Source organism: Nonomuraea sp. ZG12, assembly GCF_052068115.1.
Lineage (GTDB): Bacteria > Actinomycetota > Actinomycetes > Streptosporangiales > Streptosporangiaceae > Nonomuraea.
Genome location: NZ_JBQHCW010000037.1, coordinates 19,612 through 41,456, shown reverse-complemented (window position 1 = coordinate 41,456; position 21,845 = coordinate 19,612). Strand labels below are relative to the sequence as shown.

Annotated in this window: 21 protein-coding genes; 6 read left to right on the top strand and 15 right to left on the bottom strand. The window is 70.6% G+C overall.

Translation table 11 applies throughout. The features are described from left to right. Window positions 1-21: 21 nt before the first annotated feature. The 8 genes from ACTMTF_RS45850 to ACTMTF_RS45815 form a co-directional block, all read right to left on the bottom strand. Entirely contained in the window at window positions 22-408 is a 387-nt protein-coding gene (locus ACTMTF_RS45850) for a cupin domain-containing protein (RefSeq protein WP_441116379.1), read from the bottom strand. Then, complete coding sequence (locus tag ACTMTF_RS45845) at window positions 405-1,334, bottom strand: NAD(P)-dependent oxidoreductase (protein ID WP_441116378.1); 930 nt, start codon at window positions 1,332-1,334, stop codon at window positions 405-407. The genes ACTMTF_RS45850 and ACTMTF_RS45845 overlap by 4 nt, the downstream gene beginning before the upstream one ends. Before the next feature lie 84 nt (window positions 1,335-1,418). Then, entirely contained in the window at window positions 1,419-2,228 is an 810-nt protein-coding gene (locus tag ACTMTF_RS45840; RefSeq protein WP_441116377.1) for an SDR family NAD(P)-dependent oxidoreductase, read from the bottom strand. 75 nt (window positions 2,229-2,303) lie between these two features. Next, window positions 2,304-3,101, bottom strand: a complete 798-nt coding sequence (locus tag ACTMTF_RS45835; protein ID WP_441116376.1) for an N-acyl homoserine lactonase family protein — start codon at window positions 3,099-3,101, stop codon at window positions 2,304-2,306. Between the two features lie 50 nt (window positions 3,102-3,151). Further along, window positions 3,152-3,295 (bottom strand): hypothetical protein, encoded by a 144-nt coding sequence (locus tag ACTMTF_RS45830; RefSeq protein ID WP_441116375.1) that lies wholly within the window; start codon window positions 3,293-3,295, stop codon window positions 3,152-3,154. A 273-nt stretch (window positions 3,296-3,568) separates the two neighbouring features. Further along, a complete protein-coding gene (locus ACTMTF_RS45825) occupies window positions 3,569-4,906 on the bottom strand; it encodes an MFS transporter (protein WP_441116374.1) in 1,338 nt (445 codons plus the stop codon). A 254-nt stretch (window positions 4,907-5,160) separates the two neighbouring features. Next, complete coding sequence (locus tag ACTMTF_RS45820; RefSeq protein WP_441116373.1) at window positions 5,161-5,925, bottom strand: carboxymuconolactone decarboxylase family protein; 765 nt, start codon at window positions 5,923-5,925, stop codon at window positions 5,161-5,163. A gap of 71 nt (window positions 5,926-5,996) precedes the next feature. Continuing rightward, a complete protein-coding gene (locus ACTMTF_RS45815; protein ID WP_441116372.1) occupies window positions 5,997-6,809 on the bottom strand; it encodes an N-acyl homoserine lactonase family protein in 813 nt (270 codons plus the stop codon). Window positions 6,810-7,181: 372 nt separating this feature from the next. On the opposite strand from ACTMTF_RS45815, the gene ACTMTF_RS45810 reads away from it, so the two are divergent. Further along, window positions 7,182-7,406: a hypothetical protein gene (locus ACTMTF_RS45810; protein WP_441116371.1), complete on the top strand. Its 225-nt coding sequence runs from the start codon at window positions 7,182-7,184 to the stop codon at window positions 7,404-7,406. A 699-nt stretch (window positions 7,407-8,105) separates the two neighbouring features. On the opposite strand, the gene ACTMTF_RS45805 is transcribed toward ACTMTF_RS45810, so the two are convergent. Next, window positions 8,106-8,339, bottom strand: coding sequence for a hypothetical protein (locus ACTMTF_RS45805; protein ID WP_441116370.1), 234 nt, complete (start codon window positions 8,337-8,339; stop codon window positions 8,106-8,108). A 558-nt stretch (window positions 8,340-8,897) separates the two neighbouring features. After that, on the bottom strand, window positions 8,898-9,209 hold the full coding sequence (locus tag ACTMTF_RS45800; protein ID WP_441116400.1) for an RHS repeat-associated core domain-containing protein: 312 nt from the start codon (window positions 9,207-9,209) through the stop codon (window positions 8,898-8,900). Window positions 9,210-9,252: 43 nt separating this feature from the next. Here ACTMTF_RS45800 and ACTMTF_RS45795 point away from each other — a divergent pair, with 43 nt between their 5' ends. Continuing rightward, window positions 9,253-9,558 (top strand): hypothetical protein, encoded by a 306-nt coding sequence (locus ACTMTF_RS45795; RefSeq protein ID WP_441116402.1) that lies wholly within the window; start codon window positions 9,253-9,255, stop codon window positions 9,556-9,558. Between the two features lie 214 nt (window positions 9,559-9,772). Here ACTMTF_RS45795 and ACTMTF_RS45790 read toward each other — a convergent pair whose 3' ends face one another. From ACTMTF_RS45790 to ACTMTF_RS45780, 3 genes are all read right to left on the bottom strand, one after another. Beyond that, complete coding sequence (locus tag ACTMTF_RS45790; protein ID WP_441116369.1) at window positions 9,773-11,290, bottom strand: phytoene desaturase family protein; 1,518 nt, start codon at window positions 11,288-11,290, stop codon at window positions 9,773-9,775. A gap of 64 nt (window positions 11,291-11,354) precedes the next feature. Beyond that, complete coding sequence (locus ACTMTF_RS45785; RefSeq protein ID WP_441116368.1) at window positions 11,355-11,810, bottom strand: N-acetyltransferase family protein; 456 nt, start codon at window positions 11,808-11,810, stop codon at window positions 11,355-11,357. Between the two features lie 93 nt (window positions 11,811-11,903). Then, window positions 11,904-12,794, bottom strand: a complete 891-nt coding sequence (locus tag ACTMTF_RS45780; protein WP_397002155.1) for a LysR family transcriptional regulator — start codon at window positions 12,792-12,794, stop codon at window positions 11,904-11,906. 70 nt (window positions 12,795-12,864) lie between these two features. Here ACTMTF_RS45780 and ACTMTF_RS45775 point away from each other — a divergent pair, with 70 nt between their 5' ends. The 4 genes from ACTMTF_RS45775 (at window position 12,865) to ACTMTF_RS45760 (ending at window position 18,274) form a co-directional block, all read left to right on the top strand. After that, the gene (locus tag ACTMTF_RS45775; protein WP_441116367.1) at window positions 12,865-13,830 is read left to right on the top strand and encodes a YeiH family protein; all 966 of its coding nucleotides are present in this window, start codon (window positions 12,865-12,867) and stop codon (window positions 13,828-13,830) included. Between the two features lie 138 nt (window positions 13,831-13,968). Next, on the top strand, window positions 13,969-14,895 hold the full coding sequence (locus ACTMTF_RS45770; protein ID WP_441116366.1) for a pseudouridine-5'-phosphate glycosidase: 927 nt from the start codon (window positions 13,969-13,971) through the stop codon (window positions 14,893-14,895). Then, the gene (locus ACTMTF_RS45765) at window positions 14,892-15,821 is read left to right on the top strand and encodes a carbohydrate kinase family protein (RefSeq protein ID WP_441116365.1); all 930 of its coding nucleotides are present in this window, start codon (window positions 14,892-14,894) and stop codon (window positions 15,819-15,821) included. The genes ACTMTF_RS45770 and ACTMTF_RS45765 overlap by 4 nt, the downstream gene beginning before the upstream one ends. Before the next feature lie 83 nt (window positions 15,822-15,904). After that, the gene (locus tag ACTMTF_RS45760) at window positions 15,905-18,274 is read left to right on the top strand and encodes a hypothetical protein (protein ID WP_441116364.1); all 2,370 of its coding nucleotides are present in this window, start codon (window positions 15,905-15,907) and stop codon (window positions 18,272-18,274) included. Between the two features lie 38 nt (window positions 18,275-18,312). Here ACTMTF_RS45760 and ACTMTF_RS45755 read toward each other — a convergent pair whose 3' ends face one another. Beyond that, window positions 18,313-21,270, bottom strand: a complete 2,958-nt coding sequence (locus ACTMTF_RS45755) for a helix-turn-helix transcriptional regulator (RefSeq protein ID WP_441116363.1) — start codon at window positions 21,268-21,270, stop codon at window positions 18,313-18,315. A gap of 32 nt (window positions 21,271-21,302) precedes the next feature. Beyond that, window positions 21,303-21,737, bottom strand: a complete 435-nt coding sequence (locus ACTMTF_RS45750) for a GNAT family N-acetyltransferase (protein ID WP_441116362.1) — start codon at window positions 21,735-21,737, stop codon at window positions 21,303-21,305. Window positions 21,738-21,845 lie beyond the last annotated feature (108 nt).

Below are 21,845 nucleotides of genomic sequence, written 5' to 3'. Positions count from 1 at the left end.
GATGGCACCCGCCCGGGATCTTCACGCGGTGGCGCCGTATTCGTCGTCGCCGACCGGCTGGTGCCAGTCGGTCGTGCCAAGGGAGATGGCGAGGTGCAGGAGGTAGGTGTCAGGGCCCGCGCCGTGCCAGTGCGTCTCGCCGGCCGGGACCCAGACCGTGTCGCCGGCCCCGAGCGGCTGTGGTTCCTCGCCCCGCGTGCACACCAGGCCGCTCCCGGCGGTCACGTGCAGGATCTGGCCGTGCTCGTGGCTGTGCCAGTGCGTGCGCGAGCCCGGTGTGAAGAAGACGTTGTTGACGGTGACGCCGTCCGTCGTGGGCAGGACGGGGTCCGCCCAGACGGTGCCGGTGAAGGTGGCCGAGCGCTGTTCGGAGGCGCTGCCCGGAGCGCGGCCACGAATGATCCTCATGGTGTCGCCTTTCCGCTGTCGTCGTCCGCGCCCGGCTCGTCGTACAGCCGGACGCCACCGGAGATGTCGCCGATCGCGTCGACGACGCGGTTGCTGATCAGGTCGGCGTAGCCGGTGCTGTTGGCCAGGCCGAAGCTGGCCATCGGGCCCGAGGCGTTGAGGCTGGGCACGCCCAGCTCATGCAGGTGATCGACGTACAGCACCACGTCCTTCATCATCAGCGCGCCGGTCAGGCCGCCTTCGAGGTAGTCGCCCTCGATGATGCGGGGGAAGCGGTTGAGGGTGGCGAAGTTGACGCCGCTGCTGGCGTTGAGCACGTCGAGCAGGGTCCGCATGTCCAGTCCGGCCTTCCGGCCGGCCACCATGACCTCGGCGGTCGCGGCCAGGCTGACCGCGTTGAGGAAGTTGTTGAGCAGCTTGGCGGTGTGCCCGGCGCCGCTCTCCCCCATCGGGAACACCTTGGAGGTGAACAGCTCGAACAGCTCGCCGAGCTCCTCCAGCGCGGCGGCCGAGCCCCCGGCCATGATGGTCAGGGTGCCCTTCTCCGCCGCGGCGGCGCCGCCGGAGACGCCGGCGTCGAGGTACTCCACGTCGCGCTCGGCGAAGGCCGCGTGCAACCTGACCGTCGAGCCGGGAGCCGCGGTGCTCAGGTCGACCACGATCTGCCCGGCGCGGCTCGCCGCCAGGATCCCCTCGTCGCCGCGGACCACCGCCTCGACGGCCTTGCTGTCGGGCAGCGACATCAGGATGACATCGCTGCCCTGGACGACCTCCGTGACGGTGGCCGCGGCGGTGGCGCCCACCGCGGCGGCCCGCGAGGCGTCAAGGTCGAAGCCGAGCACCGCCTGCCCGCCGTCGACGATGCGCCGTACGATGCGGCCGCCCATGTTTCCCAGGCCGATGAATCCGACCCGCCGTCCGGTCATGCCTCACACTCCTCAAGGTGCTGCGGAAGGCGCATTCCGGCATGCCCTTCCAGCATGAAATATTACCGTATGTCCGTCATACAATCATGGCGGGGTCCAGGCGCCGGCGCCGCCGGACGGGCGGACCGTGTTCACCACGGACGCCCCGCCGTCGGCGGATACGACCTCGCCGGTGACATAACCGGCGTCATCGCTCAGGAGGAAGGCCACGACCCCGGCGATCTCCTCGGTCGTCCCCACCCGGCGCATCGGCGTGGTGGTGCCGCGCTGTTCCATGTCGCCTCCCCCGCCCCTGGCCGTCCCGCCCGCGGCGAAGAGCCCGGTGGGGACGAGGCCGGGGGCGACCGCGTTCACCCGCACGCCCAGCGGACCGCCGTACAGGGCTCCGCCGTGGACCAGGCCCATGACGCCGTGCTTGGACGTCTGGTACGGCAGCAGGTCGGCGCTGCCGCGCAGGCTGGCGATGGACGCGGTCAGCACGATCGCGCCGCCGCCGTCCTGCTCCTCGTAGCGGCGGAAGGCCGCCCGCAGGCCCAGGAAGGCGCCCCGGAGATTGACCGCGATCACCCGGTCGAAGTCCTCGGCCGACACCTCGGGCAGGCGGTCGAACGTACCGAAGATCCCGGCGTTGAGATGGTGCAGGTCGATCCGGCCGAAGCGCTCGACGGCGGCCTGGACGTAACGGTCGACGTCCTCCTCCCGCGACACGTCGCCCTGGACCGCGATCGCCTCCCCGGGCAGCGCCTCGGCGGTGGCTCGCGCCGCCGAGCCGTCGATGTCGACCACGACGACCCGGACGCCGTCCTCGGACAGCCGGCGGGCGCTGGCCGCGCCGATCCCCCCGCCCGCGCCCGTGACGACGGCGACCTTGCCGTCCAGTGTCCTTCGCGCCATTGCGCCCAATCCCTCCTGCTCGTGTTCCGGTGCGCCGCCGTCGGGCTCACCGTCCTGGCCGGACCTCGCGACGCGTCAGCCGACGCGGACGGCGAGCCCCGGGTCGATGCCCTCCACGGCGGGGAACCGCCGCATCACCTCCGGGTCGTGCCCCGCCACGATCACGCGGCCCGATTCGGAGGCGATCTCCTTCAGCAGGTCGAAGCCGCGGTACATCGCCTCCAGATCGGCGACGTACGCGAACGGCCGGTCCCGCTCGATCTCCTCGTAGTAGTGCGCGGCGTCCGAGGCGAGCACGGCCTGGCCGCCCTCGGTGGCGACCAGGACGATGGCCTGCCCCGGCGTGTGGCCACCGACGGGGATCACCTCGATCCCGGGAGCGGGGCTGTACGCCTGGTCGATCAGGGTCATCCGGCCCTGGGCGCGCACCTCCGCCAGGTGAGCCGTCTCGGATTCCTCGGTGGACCAGGCGAACTGCGCCCGCCGTCCGTACGGACCGGTCCAGAAGTCGTACTCGCGGCGGGCCATGACGACCTCGGCGGCGGGGAAGGCCGGAAGATTGCCGATGTGGTCATAATGCGCGTGCGTGACGACGACCTGTGGCACCGTCGCGGCGTCCACCCCGATCCGCGCGAGCGCGTCGACCGGCGGGACGAGGGTCGTCCGCCGCCTGCGCGCGCCGCCCACCTCGCCGAAGCCGGTGTCGATCACGACCGTGCGCTCGGCGTTGCGGGCCACCCAGCAGTAGTAGTCCATCCCGAGCGGCTCGTCCGGCTCGCCGTAGATGGCGTAGTTGAGGAAGATCTCCTCCTTCGCCCCGAGCCGGGTTCCGTACCGGAGCGCGATCACCTCGTACGTCGCGTCGCTCGTCACAGCGCCCCCGCCGGGGTGAGGGGCAGATTTCCGATCATCGTGGTGGTTTCCTATCCCAGGTAGGCGTCGAGCAGGGACCGCCGTTCGGAGTCGATGTCCTTCGACTCGTTCTCGGCGACCACCTGCCCCTCAGTGAGGACGTAGACACGGTCGCAGACGCGCAGCGCCAGATCGACGCGCTGCTCGACCAGCAACAGCGATCCGCCGCGTTCGCGCAGCTTGATCAGGGCCTCGGCGACGGTGTCGATGGCAGCGGCGGCTCGTCAAAGAGCATGATCTTCGGGTCGTTCATCACCGCACCGGAAGCCCGGAGATCTCGGCGCCGTCGACCCGGACGCTCCCGCGCCGGTAGGCGACCGGTCCCATGATGGCCGGCAGCAACGTCGTCTTGCCGCGCCGTTCGCGCCGAGCAGTGCGACCGCCTCTCCCCGCTCGACCGCGAGTGGCCTTCTTCGAACCGGCGAACCTTACGCCTCGCTGCGTTCGGCGATCCCCGCCGGCTCCTTCTCTGTCAGGCCGAGCGCCCGGCCGCGCGTCTCGGGCAGCCAGCGCAGCACGACCAGCGCGCCGGCCAGCGCCACCGCGACCATGTAGATCGCCGGCATCGCCTTGTCGGTGAAGGCGGTGGCGATGGCCGCGGCGATGAAGGGACCAGGGCCGCCGATCAGCGCCAGGCCCAGGTTGAACCCGATCGCGCTGCCGCTCCCCCGGGTCTGGGCCGGGAACAGCTCCGTGAGCATGACCACGGTGGTCACGCTGACCATGGACTGGAAGATCGCGAAGATGAAGATGGCGAGGACGATCTGGAACGATCCACCGCCGCTCATGAGCACGAAGGCGGGGTAGGCGACCAGGGCCAGGCCGAAGCTGCCGATGATGTTCATGGAACGCCGCCCGAACCGGTCGGAGAGCGCCCCGGCGAACGGGCACAGGCACGCGTACAAGGTGAGCCCGACCGCGCTGAGCATCAGAGCGGTCGTGCGCGGCAGGCCCACGGTCTGCGACAGGTGGTTCACCACGTAGGTGGCCAGGTAGTAGAAGCCGAGTCCCTGCACGCTGGCGAAGAAGAACGTCAGAACGATCGACTTGACGTTCCGGCGGCCCGCCGCGCGCAGTGGACGGTCGATGACCGCCTTCTGCTCGCGCATCTCCATGAACACCGGGGTCTCGTCGAGCTTCATCCGGATGTAGAGACCGATGAGGCCGAGGGGCGCCGCGGCGAGGAACGGCACGCGCCATCCCCAGGAGTTCAGCGCCTCCTCGCTGAGCCCGGCGTTCAGGGCGAGCGCGCTCAGGCTGCCCGCGACGGTGGCCAGCGCCGCCGTCGAGGAGATGACGCTCCCGGCGAGGCCACGACGGTGAGCGGGAACGTGCTCCAGGAGGAACGCCGACGAGCCCGTCCATTCGCCGCCGGCCGAGAAGCCCTGCAGGCATCGCATCAGCACGAGGAGGATGGGGGCGAGGATGCCGACCTGCTCGTAGGTCGGCATCAGGCCCAGGAGCGTCGTCGCGCCTCCCATCATGGCGACCGTCATCGTCAGCGCCCAGCGGCGTCCCTTGCGGTCGCCGATCGAGCCGATCACGAAACCGCCGATCGGCCGCATCAGGAAGGCGACGCCGAAGACGGCCAAGGAGGACAGCAGCGAGACCGCCGCATCGTCGTTGGGGAAGTAGAGCTTGCCGATGGTCGTCGCGAAGAATCCGTAGACCGCGAAGTCAAACCATTCCAGAAAATTTCCGATGCCCACGGCGAGGGCGGTCTTCCGCCGCGTCTGGGCAGCGCTTGCCGGGGGGTGGGGCGCCATAGCTGACTCCTCAGGGAATAGCGCGGCAGGTGAACGATCCATCGCGCGCCGGACCGCGTCCGTACGATTGTCGGATTGTATGACCGTCATATCAGCCAGGTCAACGGTCAGTTTCATGCTCGTGAACCGTGGGTGTGGCCCTCAGCAACACGGAGGGCCGCCCTCGTCCGCCCGCTCGATGGAGGGGAGGACGACGGTGGCCCTGCCGGAAGTCACATGGGGAGCGCGGACGCGCCCGGCGATGGCGGCGCCGGCTAGGGCCGGTTCTCCGGGTTGCCGAGCTCCTCCGCCAGGATGCTCACGGAGGAGGTCACCGCATGAATGCCGATGACACTGGCGATCTCCATGACCTCAAGGATCTCCTGCGCGGTGGCGCCGTATCCGATGGCGTTCTCGATATGGAGCTTCAGACCCTTGACGTACAGATGCGTCGCGGCGGTGTCGAAGGCGATGTACACGAACTCCTTGATCTTCGGCTCCAGCGTCCCCGTACGCCAGGGGACCGACGAGAATTCCGTGTACGCGGCGAACAGTTCGGGATCCAGCTCCAGCATCTCGTCCCAGAAGGAGTGCCAGTAGCCGCGCGTCTTGGTGAACTCGGCCTTGACCTCCTCCTGGTAGGCGGTGAGCGGCGCGGGGCCGCTCCGGAGACCCTTCTCCTCCAGCACCTCCACCAGGATCGGCACGCCGATGTTCATCGCGTGGATGCCGAGCGTGGAGGTGAGCTCGAGCACCTCCATGATCTCCTGCGGCGTCGCGCCGAGCTTGAGCGCGGCTTTGATGTGCTGCCGGACGCCGGGCAGGTACATGTGCGTGGCGGCGGCGTCGATCGCGATGTAGATGAACTCCTTGACCTTGTCGTCCAGGTGGTTCTTCCGCCACGGGACCGCGGAGAAGTCGGCATAGGCCTTCAAGAACTCGGGGTCGAGCTCCAGGATGGCCTGCCAGGTATCGCTCCAGGTCCCGCGTACCCGGATGAACTCATCCTTGACCTCTTGCTGACGGGGGCTGAGCGCCATGACGGGACTCCTTAAAGATGATGTGGGGCGGCCCTCATGCGGAGGTGCCGGCGGTCAATGCCCGGGAGGGCTCAGCCGAGGACGGTGGCGACCTCTCCTGCGGCACCGTCCATCAGGGGGAACTTGGCGCGCACGCGCCCGTCATGACCTGGCACCACCACCGCGCCCGTCTCACGTGACAGCTTGTTGATGAACGACAGCGCACCGCGCATCTCGTCCAGATCGGTGTGGGCGAAGAACGGCCACTCGTTCTCGATCTGCTCGTAGAAGTGGGCCGCGTCAGCGGCGAGGATGCGCAGCCCCGACCTGGATCGCACCATGGTGAGCAGTTCCCCGGGACAGTGCCCGCCCACCGGGTAGACGGTGACGCCGGGACGGACCTCGGTCTCCTCGGAGATCAGCCGCAGCCTGCCCTCCTCCTCGGCCCTCTTGACCGGTTCGAGGTGCTCGGCGATGGTGAACTCGCCTTCCAGGTCGTCGTTCTGCCACTTGGCGAACCAGTAGTCGTATTCCGACTTGCCCGAGACCACCTGGGCGTTGTCGAACAACCTCAGGTAGCCGATGTGGTCGTAGTGGAAGTGCGAGGTGATGACCATCGTCACGTCGAGCGGGTCGATGCCGAGCAGGGCCAGCCCCTCGGGCGTGGGCTTGACGCCGATCTCCCCCAGCCAGTCACGGGCCGCGACGTCGTAGCCCGTGTCCAGCAGGATCACCTCGCCGGGCCTGCGCATCACCCAGAAGTTGTACTCCATGTGCAGGTCGCCGTCAGGCAGGCCGTAGGAGGCGTAGTCGTGCAGGACCACACTCTTCTGCGTGACGCGCTCGGCGTACTTGACCTGCAAGACCTCGAACCCGGCGTCATCGCCGCCGCTCGGTGGGGACATATCAGCCTCTTCATGTGTTCGGCGGCCCTCGCGGGCGAGAATGCCGGCACGGCCAGGCGCGGCCGCCGCCAGCGCGAATTCTGTCCGACCATACGATTGTCGGACGAAATGTGCAAGAGGCCGCACTCTCATCCGACCCCGGTGGTCTCTCGGACGTTTGAGTTCATGCCCTGACCACGGCAAACTTCCAGTCCTGCACGTATCCGGAGCAGCGGTGTGGCACTGTTCCGGAGCATCCCGCCTTTACGTTGTAGATTTTTTGGCGGCGCTCCTGCGGCCGTCAGCCCTCTGCCTGCTCAGCATCTTCACCTGCCAGATGCTGAGCGACTTTGCCGATCAGCCCCCCGGACAGGACATCCGCGCCCATACCTGGTGACCTATCTCCTCGTCGCCTTCGTACCCGCGCTGGTCGGCGAGCGCGGCGACGATGGCAAAGCCCCGTCCGTACTCCGCATCGATCCCGAAGATCCTGCCGAAACGGGGAACGCCGGCCACAAGGTATCGGGCGAAGTAGCGGGCATGCGGGATTCGGTGGAAGGCACCGGGGAAGGCGCGTCGCCAGGTCAGGCCGCCGGGGTGCAGGTCGATCCGTCATAAAGGCGGCCGACATCACCAGACAGCACAGCTCGGCTCGGCTCGGCTCGGCTCGGCTCGGCTCGGCTCACCGATGAGATCAACCAGGCACGGCCCCGTTTGGTGCCCTGGGCGAGCACCACATACGTTCGCCGGCTGGACGGGACCCTGCGATCCTGCGGCATCACCTCGACAGGGGCTAGGAACCAGGATCCGAACCCGCGGAAGACAGCAGTTCCCACCGAGCCGACCCAACGGGAGACCACATCTACTCTCCTCGTTCCCCTGTACGACCACCGTCGGACACAGCACACCCGCCGCGACCGGCGCCCATCCACACCTGCGCCAATGATCCAAGGCGCTCACCGTCAGGCGGGATACCGCGCTGTCGCCCCAGCATTCGATCCTCGTCGAAGCCGAGTTCTTCTCGGCCCAGTTCGAACGCGGCGCGCCACCGGACAACGTCAGGCCATGCGGCGCCGTCATCTCCCGCATGCGGCCGAGCGCCTGCACGACGGAAGCAAACCATCCCGGGCCCGAGCTTCCTCCTCCTAAACGCCACGCCCCTGCCGCTGAATCGCGTGACCCGTGAAGTCTCTAGATTCACTGACAGCCTGTTTGAGCGTGATATCACCAATACTCTCGCACTTACACGAGTTGGCGTGCAGCGTGAGCCTGGAGGACGCATCGGCTTCCAGGCTCACGACGGGCATCTGCCTGGACTTACAAGTCGAAATCCAGATATGCCTGTCGTGCGATCGTCCGCAGTTCCTGCCAGGCAGGATCCGCTCTAAGCGCCTCCTCTGCCCAGAGCTCGGCACCCTGCTCAGACATGTGACCCAGCTTGGTATCGACCGGTTGGAGCGCCTGAAGTTTTTCCTGGCTCAGCACGCCTTCGAGCACCTTAGCCTTAGCAAGATTGCATGTATCGTCGAATTCTAGTGCCAGTTCGTCCACGCCGACCTTTAGGCCTCGCACATACTCCATCTGCCGGTCAGCGTCCCAGCACAGCTGATTGAGGACTCGACGTATCCCGCCATAGAACTTCGGCTCCTGTCCTCCTGTCACCGAATAATTCCTCCGATATCGCCGCGTGTACCCACCACCCACCAGTACGGGCCTGGCCCATGGTGGTCACCACCAGGGTGTCAGCGGATCATACGGGGATCGGCTTTGACGAGCAGTCTGCCATGACCATCCCGGTTCCCGGAACGAAACTGTGGCACGGTTTTGCTCCCGGCCTCAAGGGAGTGATCGCGCCGGGTTCAACAGGGAGAACCCCACGCGCCCATGGGGCCCTTCCAGGATGCCATCCAGAGGCGTTACCCCGCCCCACCTCAGGCTCTTATCTACTTCCTTTGCAGAGTAGCAGACATAGGTGGTAGTGCCATTGCAATACATTTTCTATTGAAATTGCCTTGCGATTTTGTTTTTTCCAGAGTCTCGACGACCTTGTCGATCATTTCGCGAATGGCGAACCTAGCGACCATACGGTCGTGGTCCTGGCGGTTCTCCTTATTTGCCGCCTTTATGTCCTTGTCGTTGGTCGGGGCAATTTACACCCGGCTGGCAGTGGCTCGGACGTGGCTCGTGCCCATCGTTTGCGATGCCGCTGATGGGGTTGGTGCCGAGGTTGAGGTCGTTGAGGGCGCCGTTGTAGGTGTCGCGCAGCAGGAAGCGGTCGAGGCCGGGGTTGTAGTCGCGGAACCCCATGTCGTACATGCCGACGGAGTCGTCCCAGCGTTTGCTGTTGAAGCGGTAGGGGTTGTACTGCTCCTTGGCAGTGGGGTCGACGGGGTCGGGTTTGTCGACGCCGGTGAAGAGGATGTCGTCGTTGCTGCCGTAGGCGGTGTAGCCGTAGGTGGCGCGGGTGTCACCGGTCTCGCTCGCCCCCCCACGGGCTGTATTGGAAGGATCTGGTGAGCCGGCCGGCCACCTCCTCGTCCAGAACCTCGGCGGACAGGCCGAGGTAGGAATAGGTGGTGATTTCGGCGTTGGCGGTGCCTTCCTTCTCGGTTTCGGTGGTGGTGCGATCGAGCGGGTCGTAGGTGTAGGCGTGGACGTGTTCCAGGTAAGCGCCGGGACTGTCGACGTTCTGGATCTTGGCGTGGTCGCGGGCGCGATGCAGGTTGTCCTGATAGCCGAGAGTGTGCTCGGCCCGGTCTTGGGGTCGTAGTTCCAGGTCGCGAACGCGCCGTTACCTCGGTCAGTTTGACCACGCTGTGATCTGGGTCCCGCTCCAGCGCGGTCAGCGGGTCGGTGGCTGGCCACCCGGCCAGGCCTCCGGCAAGACCCACGGGCCGAAGGACACCCTCCGGGCAACGGCGGACAACACGACAGCCCGAACAACGCTCAGCGTGAAAGGGTGCTGAGCGAGTACCCCGCCGAGCTCAGCGCAGCAGCGCCATCGCCGCGTTGTGGCCGGGGATGCCGCTGACGCCGCCGCCCCGGCGGGCGCCCGCGCCGCACAGCAGGATCCGCTCGTGCTCGGTCTCCACGCCCCAACCGCCTTCTTCTCCGTACGGCCAGCTCAGGTCGCGGTGGAAGATGTGGCCGCCGGGCAGGCCGGCCTCGTTCTCCAGGTCCACGGGGGACTTGGCCTCGACGCAGAGGGTGCCGTCGGGGGCGCGCAGGAGGCAGTCCTCGATGGGCTCGGCCAGGACCTGGTTCATGGACGCGAAGGTGGCGCGGAGAGCTTCCTCGCGCGCCTCGTCAGGATTTTTCCGGAAAAGTCGGGCGGGCATGTGCAGGCCGAACAGCGTCAGCGTCTCCGCCTTGCCGCGCAGCTCCGGGCCGAGGATCGACGGATCGGTGAGCGTGTGGCAGTAGATCTCGGCCGGGGGCAGCTGCGGGATCTCGCCCCGGGACGCCTGGGCGTAGGCCGTTGCGAGCTGGTCGCGGGTCTCGTTGATGTGGAACGTCCCGCTGAACGCGGCCACCGGATCCACCCCGGCGTCCTTGAGCCGTGGCAGCCGGCTCAGCACCATGTTCACCTTGAGCTGTGCGCCCTCCGGCACGCTGGGCGTCCTGCCGAGCACCCGATCGAACACCGCCGGCGGCAGGTTGACCAGTACGTGCCCGCCGGTCACCGTGTGCTCCGCCGCTTCACCGGCCGCGTCGACCGTACGGAAGGCGACCTCGCCGGTCGGCGAGATGCCGACCACCTCCGCGCCGGTCACGATCTCCGCGCCCGCCTGCCGGGCGGCGGCCTCCAGCGCTCCGGAGACGGCCCCCATGCCGCCCACGGGGACGTTCCACGCGCCGGTGCCGTCGCCGATGACGTGATAGAGGAAGCACCGGTTGGCCAGCAGGTCGGTGGCCGGGTCGGCGAACGTGCCGATCAGGGAGTCGGTGAGCACCACGCCGCGCACCGTGTCGTCGGCGAACCGCTCGTCCACCGTCTCGCCGATCGGCCGGGCGAACAGGTCCTGCCATGCCTGCGGCCCGACCAGCCGCTCGATCGCCCTGGCCGGGCGCAGCGGCTCCAGCAGGGTCGGGGCCAGGGCCTCGGCGGTCCTCGCGGTCATGGCGTAGAAGTCACGCCAGGCCCGGTGGTCGGCGTCGCCGCCGGTCACCGTACGGAAGGAGGCCGCCGTCCGGCCCTCGTCCCCGCCGTCGACGAGCAGGCCGGTGTCGCCGTGGGGCGTGTACGACGAGTAACGGCGTCCGCGCAGCTCCAGATCGAGGCCCAGATCTTTGACGATCTTCGTGGGCAGCAGGCTGACCAGGTAGGAGTAGCGCGACAGTCGTACGTCCACGCCGGGGAAGGCGCGCGTGGAGATGGCCAAGCCCCCGGTGTGATCCTGCCGCTCCAGCACCAGCACCCGTCGCCCCGCGCGGGCCAGGTAGGCGGCCGCGGCCAGGCCGTTGTGGCCACCACCGGCGATGACGACGTCATATGCACCCATTCATGCACTTTAACGGCGAAGAGCACCAACCGTTAGAGGCGGCGAAGGGCGTTGAGCGTCAGTGCTACTCTGCATTTTCGGTGCTCTGCGACGTGCAGAGGTAGAACACCTCAGGGTCACCGTCATCGAGGCCATGCACCATCCCGACCGGCCGCCAGCCGACCCTCTGGAGCAGCCGCTGCATGGGATGGTTGGACAGGTTCGTCGAGGTGAACAGCTTCGCGGTCCGGCATGAAGCCGCGGCAGCGCGCAGCAGCCTCTCGCCGACGCCGTGACCCCTGGCGGACTCAGCCACCATGAGCATCGTCACGAAGCCCTGTTCGAAGAAGGTGTGCTCAACGACGCAGTAGCCGACCAACCCAGGGGGAGTGTCGGCCACCAGGACGGACCCGTCGCGACACCAACGTTCGATGCTGCCGCGCCGGTCGCCACCATCGGATCTCGCGACCGGGTCAAGGATCACGAGGGCCGTCGCATCAGCCGCTCTGCCGGCTCGAACAGACACTGTGCGGATGTCCATGGGCGTGATCTTCCTCTCCTGTCGGATCCCTCTTGGCGCAGGGTCACTCCGAACGTTGCGCGGGCGGTGGCGAGATAGGTCCGGACTGGACGGTCAGGGGCGGCTGGCGATGGACAGGAGGGTCGCGGCGGGGCCTGTCAAAGTGCGGCCGCGGCGCCAGACGGCACGCAGGCTCCTGACCAGCGTGAGCCCGGCCAGTGGCACCTCGATCAGCCGCCCGGTCGCCAGCTCCGCCTCCACCGCGTACCCGCTGATGACGGCCGGCGCCGCGCCCGCCTGGGCGGCGCCCTTGACCGCCGAGTTGGAGCCCAGCTCCAGGCGCGGGCTGGCCTGACGCAGGTCCCTGAACGCCACGTCCAGCGTCTCGCGGGTGCCCGACCCGGGCTCGCGTACCACGAGCGCCGTCCCGGCCAGCTCCGCCCCTCTCAGCGCGGTACGGCGGCGCGTCCAGGGATGTCCGGGCGCCACCACGACCACCAGCCGGTCGGTGCCCACCACCCGGCTGGCCAACCCCTCGGGCACGTACGGACCCTCGATGAACCCCAGCTCCACCTCCTCGGCGAGCACCCGCGTCGCGACGTCGGCGGAGTTGACCACGTCCAGGCCCACCTGAACGTCCGGCTCCCGGCTCTGCAGCTCGCCCAGCCAGCGCGGCACCAGGTACTCGGCCACCGTCATGCTCGCCGCCACCCGCAGGTGGGCGGCGCCGCCGTGGCGCACCGCCTCGGCGGCCCGCACGAGCTCCTGCGCGGCCGCGACCACGTGGGCCGCCCAGCCGGCCACCACCTTGCCCTCGTTGGTGAGCGTGGAGCCGCGCGGCGTCCGCTCCAGCAGCGACAGGCCGAGGCGGCGTTCGAGCTGGGCGATGCGCTTGCTCGCCGACGGCTGGGCGATGCCCGCCACCTTGGCCGCCCGCCCCAGGCTGCCCAGCTCGCCCACGTCGACCAGCAGCTTCAGCGAGTCCAGATCGGGCAGCGAGGTCATAGCCACAGGCTATGGGCTCACAGGCAACCTGTGGCTACCGGCAGGCTCCGGCCGCACGAAGACTGACATCGTGCTCCAAATCCCCTCCCGTACCTCCGTCCTGCCCGGCGTGCTCGTGGCGGCCATGGGGGTGGTGCTCGCGCTGGCCGTACACGCGCTGCTGCCCGTGCTCAGCCCCGCGGTGGTGGCGGTGGCGGCGGGCGCGGCCCTGGCCGCGCTCGGGGGTGTCCGCGAGAGGCTGCTGCCCGGTCTGCGGCTGGTGTCCAGGCCGGTGTTACGCGTCGCGATCGTCCTGCTCGGCCTGCGGATCTCGGTGCCCGAGGTGCTGGCCATGGGCTGGCGGACAGTCGCGATCGTGCTGGTGGCGACGGGCCTCACGTTCGCGCTCACGCCACCGGCCGGCCGCCGTCTCGGCGTGTCCCCCGGCACCGGCCTGCTCATCGCCACCGGGGTCTCCATCTGCGGCGCGGCCGCCATCGCGGCCATGCGCGACGGCGCGGGCGGCGACGACGAGGACGCCGCGAACGCGCTCGGCGTGGTGGTCCTGTACGGCAGCGCCGCCATCATCGCGGTGCCCCTGCTGGCCGCCTGGCTGGGACTGTCACCGGCACAGCTCGCGGTGTGGACGGGGGCGGCGGTGCACGAGGTGGCCCAGGTGGCCGCGATCGGCGCGGCCACGGGCGTGCTCGCGGCGGCGGTCACCGTGAAGCTGGGCCGGGTCGTCCTGCTGGCCCCCATCGTCGCCCTGACCGCCCGAGCCCGTCCCGGCGCCGGGCGGCCGCCCGTCGTCCCGCTCTTCGTCGCCGGGTTCCTGGCCATGGTGGCCCTGCGCGGCACCGGGCTCGTCCCCGAGTCCGTGACGTCGGCCGTGCCTCCGATCACCGACCTGCTGATGGCCGCCGCGCTGTTCGGGCTCGGCACCGGGATCGACGTGCGCGGACTGCTGAGCGGCGGGCGAGCCCTGCTCCTCGGCGGGCTGGCCACCGGGCTGATCGGCGCGATCTCGCTGGCGGGCGTCGTCCTCCTCATCCCCTGACCGGTCGTCCTCTTGATCCCCTGACCAGTGGACGCGCACGCGCTCCCGCCGTAACCTGCTCAGTTTGGAACAAAGTCTGGGAAAGACATCGTTCTGACTGAGGATCATCGGGACCGTCCAAGGAGCACGAAACACACCATGCGCAGCGCCGCCGATTCACATCTGCACCCGTCCGACGAGGTCGCCGAGGCCCTGGCCACCGGCGCCCCCCTGGTGGCGCTGGAGTCCACGATCATCTCCCACGGGCTGCCGCAGCCGCGCAACCTGGAGGTCGCGGGGGAGCTGGAGGAGATCGTACGAGCCGCCGGAGCGGTGCCCGCGACCATCGCCGTGCTCGACGGGGTGGCCAGGATCGGCCTGTCCGAGGTGGAGCTGGAGCGCGTGGCGAGCGAGTCCGGGCTGCGCAAGCTGGGACAGCGCGACCTGCCGGTGGCGGCGGCGCTCAAGGCGAGCGGCGCCACGACGGTGTCGGCGACCTCGTTCCTGGCGGCCCGCGCGGGCATCCGGGTCTTCGCCACCGGCGGCCTGGGCGGCGTACACCGTGGCTGGACCGAGGAACAGGACGAGTCCGCCGACCTCGACACGCTGGCCCGCACCCGGATCACGGTCGTCTGCGCCGGCGTCAAGTCGATCCTGGACGTGCCCGCGACCCTGCAGCGTCTGGAGACGCGCGGCGTGACCGTGGCCGGCTACCGGACCGACACCTTCCCCGGCTTCTACCTGCACTCCTCCGGCCTGCCCGTCGACTGGCGGATCGAGTCGGCCGAGGACGCCGCCGCGATCATGCGCGGGCAGGACGCGTTCGGCGGCCAGGAGAGCGCGCTGATCGTCGCCAACCCCGTCCCCGTCGACCAGCAGCTCGACCCCGGCCTGCACGACCGTGTGCTGGCCGAGGCACTCGACGCCGCCGGCCGCGACGGCGTGACCGGTCAGGCGATCACCCCGTTCCTCCTCGGCTATCTGGTGCGCGGCACCTCCGGCGCCTCCCTGGAGGCCAACCTCGCCGCCGTACGCGGCAACACCGCCCTCGCGGCGCGGATCTCCCTAGCCTGGTCGCGATCGTGACCGGCAAGGGTCTCCTGGTCATCGGTGACGTGGTCACCGATGTGGTGGCCCTGCACGGAGCGCCGGTCATGTCGGCCTCCGACATCGCCGCCGACATCGTGCTCCGGCCGGGCGGCTCCGGCGCGAACACCGCGTCCTGGGCCGCCCACCTGGGCGGCGAGGTCGGGCTGCTGGCCAGGTGCGGGTACGACAGCAGCGAGTGGCACATCGGCGAGCTGGCCAAGGCCGGTGTCCGCCCGCACGTCCGGATCGACGCCGACAACCCCACCGCGGTCGTCATCGCCATGGTGGACAGGACCGGCGAGCGATCCATGCTCACCAACCGGGGCGCGGGCGGGCTGATCTCCGAGGACGACTGGGACGACGCCCTGCTCGACGGCGTCGCCCGCCTGCACGTGTCCGGTTACACCCTGTTCGGCGAGCCCGGCCTGCGCCTGGTCAGGCTGGCCATGGCCAAGGCGGCCGCCGCCGGGATCGTCATCAGCGTCGATCCGGCCTCCACCAGCCCGCTGTGCGAGTTCGGCGTCGAGCGCTTCCTGGACGAGACCGCGCTCGCCGAGCTGATCTTCCCCAACCGGGACGAGGCGCTGCTGCTCACCGGGGCCGCCACTCCTGAGCGCGCCGCCGAACTGCTCAGCGAGAGGTACGGCACGGCGGTGGTGAAGCTGGGATCCGAGGGGGCCCTGGTGGCCACGGGCGGGCAGGTCGCCGCTAAGTCGGACCCGGTGCCGACGGAGATGGTGGACTCCACCGGGGCGGGCGACGCGTTCGCAGCGGGATATCTCACAGCCACCCTGGCGGGCGAGGGAGAAAGGGCCGCTCTTGAGGCAGGTTGCCGTGCCGGTGCCGAATGCGTGGCCCTGGTTGGGGGTAGGCCACGGTACGGTTTGGACTTGAAGCGTCTTTACCCTATTCACACCGATTGATAGCTTGCCGCGTAGGCTGCACCAACGGCCACATATGTATCGAAGAGCACCATGCGGCTCACTGGGGAGGATAAGGTCCGCCGATGGAAGTCGAGTCATCGATCTGCCTGAGCGACCTGGTCCCTGCCCTGCGCTGGAGCCGTCCCCAGCAGGTGGCGGAGGCACTGACCGACACGCGGCTGCCGGCCGCCTGGTGGTCCTCGCTCCCCCTGTCACGGGCCCTCAGCACCGCAGGGCTCGACTGGATCTGCGACCGGCTCGCCCTGCTGGCCACCGCCCGCTGGGACTATCTGCCGCTCGCCGACGTGCTGCCCGCGCTGACGATCCACCACATCGACCCGGCGCTGCCGGGCTGGCCCGAGGCCACCAGGACCGCCATCGCCGGCCTGGGCGGCTGGCACCGCCTGCGCCGCCTGTCCCCCGGTGACATGAGCACCCCGGCGGCCACGCCCGAGGTGGTGATCGGCTCGGTGTTCCGCGAGGTGCTCGGCCACATCTCCGCCCAGCCCGAGTCCGCCGCCCGCGCCGTACAGGCGGCAGTGCAGCCCGAGACCGGCCGCCCGCCGCAACGCGGCCCGCTGCCCGGCCAGAGCCGCCCCACCACCGGCACCTTCCCCGCCGTCCCCGCCGTCCCCGCCGTCCCCGCCCAGGGCGACGGAGCCCCACAGCGGGCACCGGGGCCCCTCCCGGGCGAGCAGCGGGCCCCGGGTTCCGTTCCCGCCCAGGGCGAAGGGGTGCCGCAACGGGCGGCGAACGCCTTCCCCTCCCCCGGAGACCCGGGTCCCGCCACCGGCACCTTCGCCGCGCAGAGCGGCAACCGCCCCGGCACCGGCTCCTTCCCCGCCCAGCGGGACAACCGCCCCGGCACCGGGCCCTTCCCCGCGCCCGGCGACGGTGGTCCCAGCACCGGCTCCTTCCCCGCCCAGCGGGACAACCGCCCCGGCACGGGGCCCTTCCCCGCGCCGGGCGAGGGCCGTCCCGGCACCGGCCCCTTCCCTGCGGCAGGCGAGAACCGCCCTGACACAGGTTCGTTCCCCGCGCCGAATGACAACCGCCCGAACACGGGCTCCTTCCCGGCGGCGAACGACAGCCGGTCCGGCACCGGCACCTTCCCCGCGGTCGGCGGCAACCGCCCCGGCAACGGGCTCTTCTCGGAGCCGGGCGACAAGAACCCGAGCACCGGCACCTTCGCCGCCCAGAGCGGCAACCGCCCGAACGCCGGCGGCCCCCCGCCCGGCACCGGCTCCTTCCCCGCGGTCGGCGAGAACGGCGCACCCCGGCAACCCCAGACCGGCTCCTTCCCCGCGCAGAGCGGGAACGGCACCCCGCTCCCCCAGCGCCCGCAGCCCGAGCCCGCCGTCGCCGGCCCGCTCCCGGCCCCCGCCACCCCGGCGCCCAGCGAGACCGACCACGCGATGGTCCGCGTGGTCGACAACCTCTTCCGCAGCCTCAACAAGCTGGAGCTGTCCGTCGCGGTGCACCGCCTGTTCGCCGAGGACCCGATCAGCCTGCGCACCCTCGCGCACAAGATGCTCGTCGACCGGGACGTGCTCTCCCAGGCCCAGCGGACGGCCGAGGAACGCGTGCTGAACTGGCTGCGCTCCTCGGAGTCCGCGCCCGTCACCGGCCACATGTTCCGGCTCACCGAGTGGCTCGGCGCGGCCGCCACCCAGGACCAGCTGATCGGTGCCGACCCGGCCCACCCGGTGATGGTGCCGTCGCTGCGCACCCCGCTGTGGCGGGTGCTCGTCACGCTGATGCCGGACCGCCGTCTGCAGGACGGCTGGCTCGCCATCGGCGACATCCACGGCCTCCAGGCCCGTACCAGGCAGCTCCTGGCCGCCGCCCCGCCGGACGCCGACGTAGTGGCGCTGATGACCGAGCTCGGCATCCGCGCCCACTCGGCCAAGGCCTGGCTCGACGCCCTTCCCGCCGAGGCCGTACCCGACCCCGTCGCCTCCTCCGCCCCTCCCCAGCCGCTCCCGCGCCGCACCCCCGGCGCGAACGGCCACCACCACAGAGGCGGCCAGCCCATCCCCGCGGCGTCGGCCGCCACCATCGACCCCACGGCCGCGCTCGCCACCCTCTCCGCCCTGTCAGGGTCAGGCGGCCGCCCCTCCGTACTCGCGGGCGCCCCCTCCACCCCGCCGCCCCCGCTCCCCAGCCCGTCGTCGGATCCCCGCCGCTGGCAGCGCATCGACGTCACCCCTGAGTACCTCCGCGGCGGCCCCGTCCCCGTCCCCGAGGGCTACGCCACCCAACTCGGCATGCGCCCCGGCACCCTGCTCTCGGTCACCGGCCCCGGCGACAACGCCATCGTCCTGGTATGGCAGGGTCACCAGCCGGTCTTCGACTCCCTGCAGCCCGTCCTCATGCGCCTCAACGCCCGCCCCGGCGACCAGGTGTACGTGACCGTGGACGGCTACCGTCTAGAGGCCCAGCTGACCGGCTGACCCACCGGAACGGGTGTCACGGGGTCGGCGCGTAACCGTCACTCGTCGAACAGTCGCATGGCGTGGGCCTTGGCGGCGGCCTCGCCCCGGGAGGTGACGGCGAGCTTGGCCAGGATGTTGGACACGTGGACGCTGACCGTCTTCACCGAGATGAACAGCTCCCCGGCGATCTCCCGGTTGCTGCGGCCGCGGGCGACCTCCCGCAGGACCTCCAGCTCCCGGGCCGTGAGACCGAGCGGCAGGCCGTTGGGGGCGACGCCGTCCGTCAGGGCGATCCTGGCGCGGCGGGCGAAGACGTCGAGCTGCTCCAGGAGGGGTGCGGCGCCGAGCCGCTCGGCGAGCTCCCGGGCCCTGGTCAGCCGTAAGGTGGCCCCCTGCCGGTCACCGCAGGCGTGTGCCGAGTGCGCCGCGCCTGTCAGGGCCCTGGCTTCACCGTAGGGCTGGTGGAGAGCGGCCCAGGCCGCCGCGGCCCGGTCCCACGCCTTGAGGCGCCGGCTCGCCGTCTCAGCCTCGTCAGGAGCCATCCCGTCGGCACCGGACACCCTGTCGCGATCACGCTCAGGCCGCCCGCCCGGGTCGGGCGCGTCCGCCGCCTCCCAGCCGGTCAGGGCCGTGAAGGCGAGGCGTTGGGCGTGTTGCAGGGCGCCTTCGACGTCGAGCCACCCGGCGATCGAGCGGAGCTCCGGCAGGAGGGGGCCGCCGAGCTCGGCCAGGTAGACCAGCAGGGCCCAGGAGTAGCGCGGGTCGGCCGTGAGGTCGTGCTCGCGCAGCGCGCGGGCCGCCGCTTCGCGGGCCTCGTCGAGCCGGCCGTGGGCCTGCAGGAGGTGGATCTCCCTGCGGGTGTGCGGCAGCGCGGTCTGCTCGCGGAACTTGCCGCGGGACAGCACGCCCCGGGAGGCGGCCAGCAGCGTCTCGGCGCGGTCGAGCAGGCCGCGGGCGAGCGCGATGTCGGTGGCCAAGCCCTGCAGGCTGGCCTGGTGCGGGGGCGGCGGCACGAGGTCGAGGGCGTGCTCCACCACCTCCAGCGCCTCGTCCCAGCGGCCGAGCGACACCAGCGGCTCCGCCAGGTTGACCGACAGGAAGGTGCCGGAGGTGCGGGCCAGGCCGTAGCGCTGGGCCAGGGTGATGCCGTCGCGGGCGACCTGGGCCGCCTGCTCGTGCCGGCCGGCGCCTTCGAGCACGTCGGACTCGGAGATGGCGCCGCGCATCACCGCGTTGTAGGCGTCGGCCTGGCCCGCGATGCGCCGCGCCTCGGCGAATCCGTCGCGGTGGGAGTCGATCTGGGAGTAGCGGCAGCGCGCCCAGGTGAGGCTGATCAGCGCGTGCGCGTGGGTGGCGGCGTCGCCGACCGCGCGGCCGATGTCGATGGCCTGCTGCGCGGTGGCGATCTTCTCGGCGAGCTGCTCGGGCTGGTGGAGCATGCGCGAGAGCGATTCGAGGACCTGGCCGCGGAGCCTGCTCGGCGGGTCGGCCGGGACCAGGGATGCCGCCTCCCGCAGGTCGTCGACATAGCCGGGGCGGCTCAGGTCGTAGCGGACGAGGCCGCGCTGACGCAGCACGCGGGCGGCGGCGGCCGGCTCCGCGACCCGGTCGATCTCGGCGAGGGCGGCGGAGGCCAGGGCCACGCCGCGGTCGTACTCACCGGCGAGGTAGGCGACGACGGAAGTCTGGCGCAGCACGGTGGCGTGCCCGGCGCCGATGCGCGCCTCGGCGTCGGGCACGCGGTCCCACAGCTCCAGCACTCTGGACAGCATCCCGAACTGCGCGTCGTAGGCGGTCGACCTGCGGGCCGCCGCGGCGGCGTGCCAGGCGCTGATGAGCGCCCAGGTGGTGTCGCGGGCGGAATGCCAGTGGTGGGCCAGCTCGACGGCGCCGCGCGGCACGGGCAGGATCGACAGGTCGTGCTCGAGCGCCTCGGCGAACCTGGTGTGCAGGCGGGTGTGCTCGCCCGGCAGCAGGTCGTCGTGGAGGGCCTCGCGGATCAGCGCGTGCCGGAAGGAGTAGCCCTCGCCGTCGACGACGAGCACGTTGCCCGCCACGGCCGGGCGCAGCGCGTGCGCCAGCGCGCTCTCGTCGAGCCCGGCGACCGCCGACAGCAGGTCATGCTCGATCCGCTGGCCGCCCACGCTGGCCACCCGCAGCAGCTCCTGGGTGCCCTCGGGCAGCCGCTCCACGCTCGCCAGCAACAGGTCGCGCAGTGACTCGGGCAGGGTGCCGCCGCCGCTCACCTCGCCGAGCAGCGCCTCGACGAACAGCGGGTTGCCTTCGCTGCGGGCGTAGATCCGGTCCATGTCCACGGCGGACGGCTCGCGCCGCAGGATGCTCGCCGCCTGCTCCAGGACCTCCCTGCGGGTGAGCCTGCCGAGCTCCAGCCTGGTGACCCAGCCGACCCGCCCGAGCTCGGCCAGCAGCGGGCGCAGCGGGTGCGCGCGGTGCAGCTCGTCGGCGCGGTAGGTGACGACGATCAGCAGGCGGGCGTCGCCGCGCTGGTAGCGGACCAGGAAGGACAGCAGGTCACGGGTGGATCGGTCGGCCCAGTGGGCGTCCTCGACGATCAGCACGACCGGCTGGTCCTCGGTCAGCCGCTCCAGCAGCCCGAGCACCTGCTCGAACAGCCGCGCCCGCGCCTCGGCCCCGTCGTGGTCGGGCTCGCCGAACTCGGGCAGCAGCCGCGCCAGCCCGCGGGTCGTGCCTCCCGGCACGAGGCCGGCGACGCCGTCACGCCCGAAGGTGCGTACGAGACCGCGCAGCACGGCGGTGAACGGCGCGAACGGCAACCCCTCGGTGCCCAGCTCCAGACATCCGCCGACGAGCACCAGGGCGTCACCGGCACGTTCGGCCAGCTCGCCGACCAGGCGCGTCTTGCCGACTCCCGCCTCGCCCCCCACGAGCACGGTGGAGGCCGTCCCGGCCCGCGCCCCGTCGAGCGCGGCGTCGAGCACGCCCAGCTCGCGGGCACGCCCGACGAACAGGGGACTCACCGTATGGATGCTCACGCACCCAAGGATGCCACCCTCCTACGACAGGATCAGCGCAGCACCTTGCGGAAGAACGTCGCCGACGCCTCGTAGCCCAGCGCGTGGTAGAACTCGGGCGCCCGCCGCGTCGCCATCCCCACATACCGGGCATCGCGGGAGCGGGCCCACTTCTCGAACTCCTCCAGCAGCGCCCGCCCGATCCCCTGCCTGCGGGCCCCCGTCTGCACCATGGCCTCCTCCACCCAGGCGACCGGCCCATTGGCGAACAGCGTGAGGTGCACGTTGCCGAGCAGGTAACCCTGGACCCGCCCGTCGGCCACGGCAGCGATCAGCAGGGTGTCCTCGTCCTGCAGCAATATCGGCAACGCCTCGTCGAAGGCTTCGCGCTCGGGCCTGAAGGTCAGCCCGAACTCACGCGCCAACGCGAACACCGCGTCCGCGTCCGCCTTCTCGGCCTTCCTGATGACAAGGTCGTCAGCCGTCATGACGTATGACCCTAGATCGTGCTCCATCACCAGTCCAATCGCCGTTCACCGAGTGTCGAGGATTCTCAGTGAATCGCCCAGTGGGGGATGGTCCCCTCTGATCCTGGC